The sequence below is a fragment of the Salinivibrio costicola subsp. alcaliphilus genome (genome assembly GCF_001996185.1).
GTDB lineage: Bacteria > Pseudomonadota > Gammaproteobacteria > Enterobacterales > Vibrionaceae > Salinivibrio > Salinivibrio costicola.
The window spans coordinates 44,872-57,881 of record NZ_MUFR01000023.1; the positions used below are offsets into that span (position 1 = coordinate 44,872).

Genomic DNA, 13,010 nt, shown 5'->3' on the forward strand with positions numbered 1-13,010 from the left:
GTTGATAATGGCAACAGCGTTGCTTGGTTATTTTTGTTGGCCCATGCCGGAAAAGGCCTAGCTATGATACGCTTAGCGCTATTCGCGCGCCACACAGCGCTTCAACCGTGATCACAAAAAGAACAATGCAGCGACAAAATGCCATGACACTGACAACGACGCCCATCGATTATACGCCGGATCTTGCGGTGACCCTCTTTGATCGGATTGCCCACCAGCCCTGGGCGATGCTGCTCCACTCGGCCACGCGAACCCACCCAGACAGTCGTTTCGATATCTTGGTCGCCGATCCGGTTGCCACCATTACTGCGCGATATAACCAGGTGACAACCTGTTACGCAGATGGCACAACCACCACCCACACGCAAGACCCTTTTCACTGGGTGGCCGATCTTCAGGCCAAGCTTTTACCCACCGCGGATCCGATAGCGCCTTGGCCATTTATTGGTGGCGCCTTGGGGTACTTTGGCTATGATCTCGGTCGATGGGTGGAAGTGCTACCGGCATTGGCGAAAGACGAGCTCGAGGTGCCGGATATGGCGGTCGGGCTCTATGACTGGGCAGTGGTGATCGATCATCATCAGCGCCAAGCGGTGGTGATTGCACCCAATAGCCAACAACGATGGCAGTGGCTAACCGAGCAACACGCGCCAACCTCGCCGGTACCCTTTTCTCTCACCGGGCCTTGGCAGGCCAACATGACCGCGCAACAATACGGCGAAAAGTTCGACACCGTCCAAGCGTATTTACACGCGGGCGATTGCTATCAAATCAATCTTGCTCAACGCTTTTCCGCACCCTATCAGGGTAACGAGTGGCACGCGTATCGCAAATTGGCCGCGAACAACGGCGCGCCGTTTTCGGGCTTTATTCGCCTGCAAGACAGCGCCCTGTTGTCGGTCTCGCCTGAGCGCTTTTTATCGGTGCACGACAAACAGATAGAAACCAAACCCATTAAAGGCACACGCCCGCGCGATCCCGATCCACAAAAAGACGCACAACGCGCCCAAGCATTGAAGTCGGCTGAAAAAGATCGCGCCGAAAATTTGATGATTGTAGACTTATTACGCAATGATATTGGTCGCATTGCCTCGCCAGGTTCCGTATCTGTGCCTAAACTCTTTGATATAGAAAGTTTTCCTGCTGTCCACCACATGGTCAGTACAGTGACTGGACGCTTACCCGACGACAAGACAGCACTCGATTTGCTGCGCGCCGCGTTTCCTGGCGGGTCAATTACCGGGGCACCAAAGGTGCGGGCAATGGAAATCATTGAAGAACTCGAGCCCCATCGTCGTCATGTTTATTGTGGCAGCTTTGCCTATATCAGCCGCTGTGGACGAATGGATACCAGCATTACCATTCGTACATTGGTTGGTCATCAAGGACAACTTCATGTTTGGGCAGGTGGCGGGTTGGTTGCTGACAGCCAAGCCGACGCCGAATATCAGGAGACGCTCGATAAAGTGAGCCGAATTTTACCCGTACTGGCAGAAGATGAGGCATTGAGCGCACCTATTCAGGATTAAGGAGAGTGGATGCAGTTACTCACCGCTGACAAGGCGTATTTCGCACCCCTAAATGTCTCCCCCCTGGGCAATACAATACAGACAGTGCCTGGGTTTTGGCCGCGCTACGAAGGAGAGTGTTTCCTCGCTGATCACGGTGCGGCCACGCGACTATCACCGACCGACGTGGTCCGTGCATTTTCACTCACCCCTTTAGCGCGCCACGACAGCCGTATTCTCAATCGCGTGCGGCTATCTCCGCGCATTCTCGGTGGGGCGGATTTTCAACCCGCCGCAGTATTGATCGGGCTGGTGCCTAGGCCGTCAGGCATTCATTTGGTGTTAACCCAACGCGCCAGTCACCTAAAACATCACCCGGGACAAGTGAGCTTTCCGGGCGGAAAACGCGAGTCTATCGATCACGATAATATTGCCACCGCCACCCGTGAAATGTGGGAAGAAACCGGTATTCGCGTCACGCGCGACGCTGTCATTGGCCACTTGTGTCCCTTGCCCACAGTGACGGGCTATTATATTCATCCGGTGCTTGCCTGGGTGGATCCCGATTATCAGCCTTGTCTGGATCCCAATGAAGTGGCCGCCTGCTTTGAAGTGCCCTTAGATACCTTGTGTTATCCCGGCCACATCCGAGAACAATCGTTTTTAATCTACGGACAATGGCACCCTGTGAGTGCGTTTTATCATCACGATCATCTTGTTTGGGGAGCCACTGCCCAGCTGTTACGCGCGTTGATCAGTCAACTCACGCTGTTTCACTTTCCGGTCAATCGCACCATAAACCCTACCAATACTATGGAATTTGGCGCAATTTGATGCATATTTATCCAACACAAAACCGTACACACCTGCCTACTTAATCGCACTAAAGCGCTTTTATTATTGATAGTTGTCACATTTTGGTGCAATAGTCCGGGCGCGCCTTTTCATATCGCGATCTAGCGCTTGGTTTTCTGCGTGGAAATCGCCAGAATTCGCCTTCCCTGATTCCTGTTCCCTACAATGTGAGTAGTATTGTTATGCAAACAACCTCGACGACTGGTACCCGCGCAACCACGCGCCCGCGCTGGACCAAACAAGACACAACCTGGGCGCTTTCCCTTTTTGGCACCGCTGTTGGAGCCGGCATCCTCTTTCTTCCCATCAATGCGGGGATGAGCGGTTTTTGGCCATTGGTTGTGATGACCTTATTAGTTGGCCCGATGACCTTTTTTGCTCACCGTGGTTTGTCTCGTTTTGTGCTCTCGTCCAAAAACGCAGGCAGCGATATCACCGAAGTGGTTGAAGAGCACTTTGGCGTCGGCGCGGGTAAAATCATCACCCTGTTGTACTTTTTCGCGATTTACCCGATTGTTCTGATCTACGGTGTCGGCATCACCAACACCGTTGATTCCTTCTTGGTTAACCAGCTTGGTATGGCATCACCACCGCGGGCAATTTTGTCACTGGCCCTGATTTTGGGAATGATGGCTATCATGCTTCTGGGCGAGAAAATGATGTTGCGTGTCACCCAGTTCTTGGTTTATCCGCTGGTTGCCATCTTAGTATTTATGTCGCTCTATCTTATCCCAGAGTGGAACACCGCCGCCCTGTCGCAAGTGCCTTCAGCCGGCGATTTTGCTATCACTCTTTGGATCTCGATTCCGGTGCTGGTATTTGCGTTTAACCACAGCCCAGCGATTTCATCTTTCTCATTGGCACAACGTCGCGATCATGGTGATGATGCAGAACAAAAGTCTGGCCAAATTCTAATGCGCGCAGCAGCGATGCTGGTTGGCTTTGTGATGTTGTTTGTATTCTCTTGCGTCCTGTCGCTGACACCAGCGGACCTGGAAGCGGCCAAAGCAGAGAACATTGCGATTTTGTCTTACCTTGCCAACAAGCATGAGAGCCCATTTATTTCCTTCTTGGGCCCATTGGTTGCCTTTGTCGCGATTGTGTCTTCATTCTTCGGCCATTATTTGGGCGCACGTGAAGGTCTAAATGGCTTAGTCGTGAAAACGCTGCGTGGTGCAGGTAAACCGATCAACCGCAAGAAAATTGACGTGTTTACCGTGGTCTTCATGATCCTCACCATTTGGTTGGTGGCGACCCTAAACCCAAGTATTTTGGGGATGATTGAATCACTTGGCGGCCCTATCATTGCCACCATCCTGTTTATTATGCCAATGTATGCCGTGAAAAACGTGCCAGCAATGCAGAAGTATTCAGGTACAATCAGTAACGCCTTTGTTCTTATCATGGGCTTGGTCGCGATTTCAGCGATTATGTACGGCATGCTTTTTTAATTAATCATGACCGTTAATCAGCGCGCGCAGCAGGTGCTATAGGACTGCTGTTACTGGGGCATTAATCCCCGCCGCATTCATCGATGTTTGCGGGATAACCAGGAGCAGTGAACGCTGCTCCTTTCATTATGGCAAGCCACCGGCATTGCCAGCACAGTCAATACCATGGACGGATGGCGTAAACACTAAATCCATTGCCCTTAGGGCATTGACTGAGGTAAACACATGATCAGTGTTTTTGACATTTTCAAGATTGGCGTTGGCCCGTCCAGCTCGCATACTGTTGGCCCAATGAAAGCCGGCCAGTGTTTTGTTGATGCGCTTATTGCTAACCAACGCTTGACCGACGTCGACCGCGTGACGGTTGACGTTTATGGCTCTTTGTCTTTAACTGGCAAAGGCCACCACACCGACATCGCGATCATTATGGGCCTCGCAGGCAACAGCCCTGAAACCGTTGATATCGACGCGATCCCTAGCTTTGTTAAACGTGTCGAAGACACAGAGCAATTGCCGTTGGGCGAACAGCAGCATGTCGTCACCTTTTTGCGTGATGGCGGCATGAACTTTCACCAAACCAACCTCTCCTTGCATGAAAACGGCATGCGTATTCATGCTTGGCAAGGCGATGAGTGCGTGCTGAGCAAAACCTACTACTCCATTGGTGGCGGCTTTATTGTTGAAGAAGCCGAGTTTGGTCAGCCTGCCATGCAAGCGGTGCAAGTCCCTTACGACTTTAATAGCGCAGACGGCTTGCTCGCACTGACGCAAGAAACCGGTTTTTCTATCAGCGGCTTAGTGATGGCCAACATGCGTAGCATGCATAGCCAAGCAGAAATTGACACCTATTTCGCCAATATCTGGAAAACCATGCAAGCGTGTATGTACCGTGGTATGGAAAACGAAGGCGTGTTGCCCGGTCCATTGCGTGTACCTCGTCGAGCCGCTGCGTTGCATCACCAGCTCAAAACTACCGAAAAATACAACATCGATCCGATGTCGGTGGTGGACTGGGTCAATATGTTTGCCTTTGCGGTAAACGAAGAAAACGCCGCCGGTGGCCGTGTTGTAACCGCGCCAACGAATGGGGCATGCGGAATTATTCCTGCCGTCCTCGCCTACTACGATAAATTTATTGAGCCGGTCGATAAGCAAACCTATACCCGCTACTTTGCTGCATCCGGTGCTATTGGCGGCTTATATAAACAAAACGCGTCTATTTCTGGGGCAGAAGTGGGTTGCCAAGGTGAAGTCGGGGTCGCGTGTTCAATGGCCGCCGCCGGTTTGGCTGAACTTATGGGCGGTAATCCGCACCAGGTATGTATGGCAGCTGAAATCGCAATGGAGCACAACTTAGGCCTTACCTGCGATCCGGTCGCTGGACAGGTGCAAGTGCCGTGTATTGAGCGTAACGGCATTGCGGCGGTGAAGGCGATCAATGCATCACGCATGGCACTACAACGTTCTTCCGAGCCACGGGTGTCGTTAGATAAAGTGATCGAAACCATGATGGAAACCGGTAAAGACATGAACGCCAAATACCGTGAAACATCACAAGGTGGCCTAGCTGTCACCGTGATGTGCTAATCCCAGAGAATCACGCCAGGTAGCCACACGCTATCGAAAAGTAACGCGTTATATTGCTGACTAAAACCATCAAAAAGGCCCGGGACATCACGTCACCGGGCCTTTTTATCTGCGTTTACACCGCAAACAGACAGTGTGTTTTCCACTGCCCTCACAGGTATGATTTAAGCCGCGTGGGTGGCCATCGCAGGCTTTTTCGCATCACGTGTTAGCTCACCAACCGGAAGTACGGTACGGCCATATTCCTCGTTAAGCACCTGCGCCATCGCAAAATACATCGCGCTTAAGCCACACACAATCCCTTCAAATCCGGCAATGGTGCCAATGAGTGTACTGCCGGTAAAATCACGCGCCGCGAGCAAGAAAAACAGGATAGTCAGGCTACCAAATACAAACTGTTTAGCACGGCAATAGCGCAATGAGCCAATAAACATAAATCCAGTGAACACACCCCACAACACCAAATACCAACCCATAAAGGCAGCAGGGCTTGCGTCAGCCAGACCCATTTTTGGCATCACAATCAGGCCAACAAGCGTCAACCAGAACAACCCATAAGAAGTAAACGCGGTTGTTCCGAACGTATTGCCTTTTTTGAATTCCATGATCCCCACAATCACCTGCGCTAAGCCGCCATAAAACAGCCCCATCGCCAAAATCATGCTATCAATCGGAAAAAACCCTGCATTATGAATGTTCAATAATACCGTGGTCATTCCAAAACCCATCAGCCCTAAAGGGGCAGGATTTGCCAGTTTGTTTTCCATCAGTGCCCTACTTATTAAAAAAACCTATCAATACTCAAAATAAGCGCCCAAAACCACGGATAAAAGTGATTATCACGCGCAAAAACGCGGCAATATTACGGGTTACAGACTAGATGTAAATAACTTTTAGCGCTTAGCGTTGCTTTCATAAACAAGAGGGTCAAAATAGCCAATAAAACTGGGCAACTCCGGTTTTTTGATAATAAAAAAGCAGCAAAACGCTGCTTTTTCACTCAATTGTTCAAGCATGGATCTTTAGCGGGTACTAAAGCCTTTACTATGCAGAAATTCTTTCATAAACGGACGCGCTTCTTTTTCCAATGTGGCAGACACTTGTTCGCTCCAGCTCATGTCTTTATTGCCGCCTGTACGTGTTTGATAATACTCGCGCACTTGGTTGTCGTAGTCACTTAGCGCCGCTTCATCAATCGCCTGATAACGATTTTCGTGAACGATAAGACTGGCCGGTAGTTTCGGTTTGGTTTCAGGATCTTGTGCAGGTACACCTAAGCACATACCAAATAATGGCAACACATGGTTAGGCATATCCAGCAACTCGGCGACTTTATTCGGTTGGTTACGCAACCCACCGATATACACACCGCCAAGACCCATGGACTCCGCTGCGACCATCGCATTTTGCGCCATGATTGCGCCGTCAATCGCGCCAATTAACGTTTGCTCAGTAAAGCCCAACTTGGCATTGGGATTGATTTGCTCATGACGATGAAAGTCCGCACACCACACCAAAAACTCGGCGCAGTCGGCTACATACGCTTGGTTGCCCGCGTATTCCGCCAGTAAACGTCGTTTGTCGCCATCGGTCACACGAATAATACTGGTGCATTGTAAAAAGCTTGAGCTCGACGCCGAGCGCGCCGCATCAATAATCTGGCTCAGTTGCTCTGACGAAATGGGGGCTTGGCTAAATTTGCGAATAGAGCGGTGAGAAAGTAATGTCTCAATCGTTGGGTTCATTATGTTTCCTTATTAGACGTTGAGCTGTAAAAGAGGGATGAGCTGGTTTTACACCTTTATGAGCCGACGCGCAATCAACACAATAGCGACGCTCTGCGGCCATACTACCCGCGATCTCCCGCCGGTCGTGCAATTCGGTATAGACGTTCACAGCAATCGGTTTTGCCTATCGGTGCAAAAGGGAAATTCGTCTTTTCTCTCCATCGCCTATCAGGCATAGTAACAACATTAATGCCAAAGGAGATGAATATGTTCGTCGTAATTTTCGGTCGCCCAGGGTGCCCTTTTTGTGTTCGCGCCAAAGACCTAGCGGAAGATCTTAAAACCAACCGTGATGACTTTAACTACCGTTATGTCGATATTCACGCGGAAGGCATCAGCAAAGCGGATTTGGAAAAAACCGTCGGCAAACCGGTTGAAACCGTGCCACAGATTTTCGTTGATCAAGCGCACGTTGGCGGCTTTACCGAATTTGAAGCCTACGCCAAAGAAAATCTCGGTTTGTTCCAAGACTAATCGGTCGAGCAATCGATAAAAAACCAGCCCATTGGCTGGTTTTTTTGTTTTTGGCGGTCATTGATATATCGAGGTGCAACTACACTCATTGTGCAACCTGCAACTGAATAAAAAACAACGCCCCACCGCCCTCAGCATCGCGGTACCCCACATCACCGTCCATTTGCTGACATATCTCCCGCGTAATCGCTAGCCCCAGTCCTGTACCAGCAACCTTGCGATTATCACTGCTGTCAGCTTGGCTAAAACGCTGAAACAGTCGATCCTGAAACGCTAGGTCAACCCCAGGTCCACGATCTCTGATAGCAATTTCAACCAGCGTTTTATCAACAATTACCGAAACGTCTACCCACTCACCTTCTGGTGAGAATTTGATCGCATTAGATAAAAGATTGGTCAGTGCTTGAATCAATCTTGGTCCATCAACATTGACCGTCACAGCCGGCCAGTTATTTGGAGGGCGTATTTGTGTCTGAGTTTGATGCTGGTAGGATTTAACAGACTCTATCGCGTCATCCAATAGCGAGCCAAGATCTTGCTTTTGTTTCTGAATTGGCATTTTTCCTGCCACGAGCTTTTCCATATCTAACAAGTCGTTTATCAGCAAGGTTAAACGTGTTGCGTTACGCTCGGCAGTATGCAGCAACTTGTTAGCCTTTGGTGGTAATTCCCCAGTTGCGCCGCCATTCAATAATCCTAACGCGCCTTTGATCGACGTTAAGGGTGTGCGCAGTTCATGGCTGACGGTGGCAATAAATTCATCTTTCATTTTGTCGAGTTTTTTACGCTCAGTAATGTCTTCGACAAGGGACCAGATCACCTTTCTTCCGTCCAACTCTGTGCTCAGCATGCCTTGCAGACGGACCGGATAACGACTGCCATCTTTGCGGATGTACTCTTTTTCAAACGGCCCATAACGACCCGTGCTTTGCATACTTGCCAGCGCTTTTTGCTCCTCTGGCTCATATTCTTTAGGCGTGACATCCCAATAACTGAGGGAAACGAATTCTTCGCGGGTGTAACCCGTGGGTGCAACCAAAGCATCATTGAGATCAAGAAACTGTCCGGTGACAAAATCGTTCAAAGCGATGCCGATAGGAGAAAAGTCAAACAAGCTACGCAACCTTGCCTCGCTCTGCTCCAAAGCTAAACGCGCCTGATGCTGTTCGTGAACATCTTGCAAATAACCGTGCCACAATATACTACCGTCGATCATTTTCTCCGGCCTCGCCTCGCCAGAAATCCAACGATAGCCCTTGCCCGGACAGTTGACCTGATAGGTAGATTGCCAATGTTCTAACGTGTGTGCCGAATGTTCGATGGATCGACTCACGGTCTCAATATCGCCAGGATGGATGCGCTCAAACGCAGGAATGGCATCTTCTGCAGCCTGTTCTGGTGTGATGCCGTACAACGTCTCTATTTGAGGAGAACTATAAGGAAAAACCATACGCCCATCGGGAAAACGACGGAATTGATAAAGCGTTCCCGGCAATAATGCTGCTAATTTGGTCAGCCGCTGCTGGCTCAAATTCTGGGTCAATACATCGGATAACCAGTTGCCGAGGAGGCGTAAAAACAGTTTTTCGCCATCGTTGTAGTCTTCAGAACGCGCCTTAGCGGACGATACGTTCAATGTGCCCCAGGGGCGGTCATAGACATTGATGACAACGCCAGCATAGCTGCCTAACGGTGCAGTTTTATAACACGGATGTTGCTGAAACTCTGGGCGATCGGTATCGGCAATAAACTGTTCCTGCGTGGTGCTGCTGGGGTTCTCTGCCATCAAAAACTGACACCAGGTGTCTTCTAATGCAAACTGCTGCCCTGCAACAATCGTTGTGTCTGACGGCCCAGCTATCCAGTTAACCGTATACACCTCGCCTTTTATTTCACTGACAATGGCCAATTCAGCCCTCAAGTAGAGCTTGGCCTCTTGCAAGGCATGATTGATTCGCTCATCCAGGCTCCCATGACAGGAAAAGGCAATGTCAGTCAGCACCGTTAACGCCTGATGATGCCGCTCCAGCTGCGTCAGGGCATTGCGCTCTCGAGTAATATCGATAATAAACCCTTCAAGCACCTGTGGATGCCTAGGATCTGTTTCAATACATTTACCTCGTTCCTCCACCCAGCGAAAGCCCAGCGTACGATGCCGAACACGATACTCAATATGCCATTCCTCATTGTTGGCCATGGCGTTGGTAACGGCGTCATCAACAACGGACACATCATCAGGGTGAATGAGATCCGCATAACAAACGCGTTTATTGTTTATCAGATCGTCGGCGGCATAACCACTGATGGTGTCGACTTGGTTACTGATATAGAGCATGGTCCAGCTTTTATCTGGCAAACAACGAAACGTAATACCTGGTATGTTATTAACCAGCGATGTCATTTCATCGTGGCTAGTTTGCAGTTGTTGCTGCAACGCTGTTGACTCACGTCGCTGATAGATATCGGTCCAAATCAGATCCTCCACCATGCCAGCAAGGTTCTTTAGTTGCGCCACGTTTTCTTCACTAAACTGCCTTGGCTGTTTATCAATCAGGCATAGCGTGCCCAGCCGATAACCCTCGCTGCTGTGAATCGGCATACCCGCATAAAACCGAATATCCGGCGCCCCACAGACAAGTGGATTGTCACAAAAACGCATATCGTCTAGCACGTTTTCAATAATCAATGGTTCACTACCCAGAATGGCGTGCCCACAAAAAGAGATATCCCTTGGGGTTTCAGAGGCATCTAACCCCTGACGAGACTTAAAGTATTGTCGCTCCCGGTCGATCAGTGACACCAGCGCGATAGGCACAGAAAACAGGTCAAGGCATAAACGAGTAATGCGATCAAAGCGAGAGTCGGCACCACTGTTAAGCAGCTCGGTTTCGTCTAGTGCCTGTTGACGCTCGGCTTCGTTATCAGGGATAGGTGGCGTTCGCATACCAAGGCTCCGGAGAATTAGCGATTAAGGGGTATTCATTGCTTGTACGACACAATTTCGTCCGTCATGCTTGGCGCGATACAAGGCTTTGTCCGCGAGCGCCAATAAAGACTCACTCGGTTCTGTCGGAAAGCGCTGATTGTCGGCAATGCCGGCGGAAAGCGTGCAAGAAAACGTGGCGTCATTCGCCTTGAACGTGATCGCTCCGAAATCTTCTCGTAACTGATTAACCAAATGCTCGGCTTGGTCAGCATCACAATCTGGCAATACCAGCGCAAACTCTTCTCCACCGTATCGGCCAAGCTTATCTGTATTCCTAAAATGCTGACGTAAAAGCGTACCGATTGCCGCGATCACCTGATCCCCAATAGCGTGACCATAAGTGTCATTCACGCCTTTAAAGTGATCAATATCCAACATGACCACGCTGAATACTTGCGACCGACGCTGCGCCAATTGCCATTGCTTTTGCAACGCGTCTTTGATGCTGGCGTGTTTCAATAAGCCGGTAAGCCCGTCTTGATGTTGCGTGCGGTTAAACGCTCGAAATCGCTGTATTCTGCTTTGACACAGGCGCACCAAAAGATCCGTGTCCACCGGCACCTCAAGAATGGCATCGCCGTCTAACAACAATGATTGGCGACGTAAATCTGCGTTAGGGTCGCGAGAGAGGAAAATAATCGGCAAATGTGACCAATGCTCTGTCTGCGCGAGCAAGGCCACTAATTCAGCGCCCGTCACCTGCGGTAACCAGACACTGACAAGGATAATTTCAGGATTAAACTCGCTGATACACTCAAACAGTCGTTCTGGCTTATCCAGTGTCGCGACGTTCATGTCTGCATCTTCTAAGACAGATTGGCATTGAGAAACGAGGGCTGGGTCTTGATCAATTATCATAACCCGACCAGGTTCCGCGTCTATGTGGCCAAGCATATACGCAAACTTTGAGGCAAGTTTGGCCATGTCCAACGGCTTGGGATAATAACCTGCGCCTCCCGCGCGCAATGCTTGCAGCCTAGCTTTATAACTTTCCTCAGCACCAATGAAAAAGACGGGACATTGAAAGTGCTGTAACTTGGTCTTCCATAAAGTTGCTAAATCGGTATCAGACACGTCGTCCTGAATAGCATGATGGTCAATAAGCAGTAAGTCAGGTGCGTGTTTAGTCAATTGTTTTAGTTCGTTCGCATCCTTTATCCAGTACACCTGAAAACCAAAACGAGCAAACTGGGATTGGGCGTATTTAGCCAAAATATTATCGCGCTCGACCAAGCCGATAATAGGCGCCCCTTCCATAACCGGTTGCTGGATTGTTGTGGTGCTTTGCGTCGCTGACACGCTATCTTTATGGTGCGCAGACTCAAGCGCTTCCATCCAATCAGTTGGCAGGCTGGTGGGCGGTTCTGTTTGGGATAAGCGCTTGGCAACCTGTTGCTCAAATTGACGGGCCGCTTCGCCGAGACTAGCAAAACCAAATGTTCCCGCCGCGCCCGCAATGGTGTGCAACCCAGAGTGCAACGCCTTTAACGTTTCCTGGTCATCATGGCCTGATAACAACTTATCATTGATGGCATGAAGCCGTTTAAACTCCGAGGTCAGCCGCTTAGCGTACGCTTCCTTTAGCCTTTCAAGACGCTTTTCGGTGTCATTAGTCTTTTTGTTATCATCCATTGAATTCGTCCCAAAACGCACGCACATCATCAGCTAATGTCATAGGATCGAAAGGTTTCGAGATAACATGACTCGCCCCTAACGCTTTATAGCGCGCCACTTCTTCTGGATGAACTTTCGCTGTCATAAAAAGAATGAGCACCGAGTCATCAACGAGTCCTCGTTCCCGCATCGCGGTGAGTGTTTCTGGGCCATCCATATTTGGCATCATGACATCGAGCAGTATAATTTGCGGCTTAAATCCGTCCACTTCCTGCAAGGCCCGCTCTCCCGATTCACAGGTTTTAAGAGTGAGGCCACCTACATCCTCGAGTGCTAGGGTAGCAATTTCTCGTATACCAGGATCGTCCTCTACATATAAAACTTTATTTAAAACAGCCATATACATTCCTTGTTCATTCGCCTAACGGTGTACAACAAATACGGCGACCCGTTCACTGCTACCAACTGACTAGCGTTTTGTCCACGGAAAACGCATGAACATCCGCGTCATGAAAGGCTTCCCAGCACGGTCGCCAGGTACTCCTGGTCCATCGCACACATCATTCGCTTGCGTTGAATCCCGGCTTTGAAACTCTTCTCTTGCTTTAATAAATTCAAAACCATCTGCCTTATTCGTGCAAAAACTTCAGCTCGGTCATCTACCCTAATTCGGCATGCGTCTTCTTTTAATCCAACATCGAGTTGCCAGTGCATTGATTCAATTAACCAGTGCGAGCGAGTGGCATCA

The 13,010-nt window shown here is 49.7% G+C and carries 11 protein-coding genes; 5 read left to right on the plus strand and 6 right to left on the minus strand.

Going from position 1 to position 13,010, the window contains the following annotated elements; all coding sequences use genetic code 11:
• The first annotated feature begins 143 nt into the window (after positions 1–143).
• The 4 genes from pabB (at position 144) to BZJ21_RS09425 (ending at position 5,401) form a co-directional block, all read left to right on the plus strand.
• Positions 144–1,529 carry an aminodeoxychorismate synthase component 1 gene (pabB, locus tag BZJ21_RS09410; RefSeq protein ID WP_077669655.1) on the plus strand — a complete coding sequence of 462 codons (1,386 nt, stop codon included), beginning with the start codon at positions 144–146 and terminating at the stop codon, positions 1,527–1,529.
• Between the two features lie 9 nt (positions 1,530–1,538).
• On the plus strand, positions 1,539–2,342 hold the full coding sequence (locus BZJ21_RS09415; protein ID WP_077669648.1) for an NUDIX hydrolase: 804 nt from the start codon (positions 1,539–1,541) through the stop codon (positions 2,340–2,342).
• Positions 2,343–2,545: 203 nt separating this feature from the next.
• Positions 2,546–3,814, plus strand: a complete 1,269-nt coding sequence (locus BZJ21_RS09420; RefSeq protein ID WP_021022832.1) for a serine/threonine transporter — start codon at positions 2,546–2,548, stop codon at positions 3,812–3,814.
• Between the two features lie 225 nt (positions 3,815–4,039).
• On the plus strand, positions 4,040–5,401 hold the full coding sequence (locus tag BZJ21_RS09425) for an L-serine ammonia-lyase (RefSeq protein ID WP_021022833.1): 1,362 nt from the start codon (positions 4,040–4,042) through the stop codon (positions 5,399–5,401).
• Positions 5,402–5,565: 164 nt separating this feature from the next.
• On the opposite strand, the gene BZJ21_RS09430 is transcribed toward BZJ21_RS09425, so the two are convergent.
• Positions 5,566–6,168: an acetate uptake transporter gene (locus BZJ21_RS09430; RefSeq protein WP_077460644.1), complete on the minus strand. Its 603-nt coding sequence runs from the start codon at positions 6,166–6,168 to the stop codon at positions 5,566–5,568.
• 255 nt (positions 6,169–6,423) lie between these two features.
• Positions 6,424–7,146: an oxygen-insensitive NADPH nitroreductase gene (nfsA, locus tag BZJ21_RS09435; RefSeq protein WP_077669649.1), complete on the minus strand. Its 723-nt coding sequence runs from the start codon at positions 7,144–7,146 to the stop codon at positions 6,424–6,426.
• Positions 7,147–7,395: 249 nt separating this feature from the next.
• Between nfsA and BZJ21_RS09440 the strand changes: the two genes are divergently transcribed.
• On the plus strand, positions 7,396–7,662 hold the full coding sequence (locus BZJ21_RS09440) for a GrxA family glutaredoxin (protein ID WP_021022836.1): 267 nt from the start codon (positions 7,396–7,398) through the stop codon (positions 7,660–7,662).
• Between the two features lie 85 nt (positions 7,663–7,747).
• Here BZJ21_RS09440 and BZJ21_RS09445 read toward each other — a convergent pair whose 3' ends face one another.
• The 4 genes from BZJ21_RS09445 to BZJ21_RS09460 form a co-directional block, all read right to left on the minus strand.
• Positions 7,748–10,606, minus strand: a complete 2,859-nt coding sequence (locus tag BZJ21_RS09445) for a PAS domain-containing protein (RefSeq protein WP_077669650.1) — start codon at positions 10,604–10,606, stop codon at positions 7,748–7,750.
• A 24-nt stretch (positions 10,607–10,630) separates the two neighbouring features.
• Complete coding sequence (locus BZJ21_RS09450) at positions 10,631–12,280, minus strand: diguanylate cyclase (protein ID WP_077669651.1); 1,650 nt, start codon at positions 12,278–12,280, stop codon at positions 10,631–10,633.
• A complete protein-coding gene (locus tag BZJ21_RS09455) occupies positions 12,273–12,662 on the minus strand; it encodes a response regulator (RefSeq protein ID WP_077669652.1) in 390 nt (129 codons plus the stop codon). Before BZJ21_RS09455 ends, BZJ21_RS09450 begins: the two co-directional genes overlap by 8 nt.
• A 107-nt stretch (positions 12,663–12,769) precedes the next feature.
• Positions 12,770–13,010, minus strand: a 241-nt coding sequence (locus BZJ21_RS09460; RefSeq protein WP_131826339.1) for a transposase family protein, incomplete at its 5' end; no start/stop codon positions are given.

Bases quoted from the DNA above. Each gene is read 5' to 3' on its own strand.
- nfsA (WP_077669649.1), bottom strand. From the start codon at position 7,146: ATGAACCCAACGATTGAGACATTACTTTCTCACCGCTCTATTCGCAAA.
- BZJ21_RS09415 (WP_077669648.1), top strand. From the start codon at position 1,539: ATGCAGTTACTCACCGCTGACAAGGCGTATTTCGCACCCCTAAATGTC.
- pabB (WP_077669655.1), top strand. From the start codon at position 144: ATGACACTGACAACGACGCCCATCGATTATACGCCGGATCTTGCGGTG.
- BZJ21_RS09430 (WP_077460644.1), bottom strand. From the start codon at position 6,168: ATGGAAAACAAACTGGCAAATCCTGCCCCTTTAGGGCTGATGGGTTTT.
- BZJ21_RS09420 (WP_021022832.1), top strand. From the start codon at position 2,546: ATGCAAACAACCTCGACGACTGGTACCCGCGCAACCACGCGCCCGCGC.
- BZJ21_RS09445 (WP_077669650.1), bottom strand. From the start codon at position 10,606: ATGCGAACGCCACCTATCCCTGATAACGAAGCCGAGCGTCAACAGGCA.
- BZJ21_RS09425 (WP_021022833.1), top strand. From the start codon at position 4,040: ATGATCAGTGTTTTTGACATTTTCAAGATTGGCGTTGGCCCGTCCAGC.
- BZJ21_RS09440 (WP_021022836.1), top strand. From the start codon at position 7,396: ATGTTCGTCGTAATTTTCGGTCGCCCAGGGTGCCCTTTTTGTGTTCGC.
- BZJ21_RS09450 (WP_077669651.1), bottom strand. From the start codon at position 12,280: ATGGATGATAACAAAAAGACTAATGACACCGAAAAGCGTCTTGAAAGG.
- BZJ21_RS09455 (WP_077669652.1), bottom strand. From the start codon at position 12,662: ATGGCTGTTTTAAATAAAGTTTTATATGTAGAGGACGATCCTGGTATA.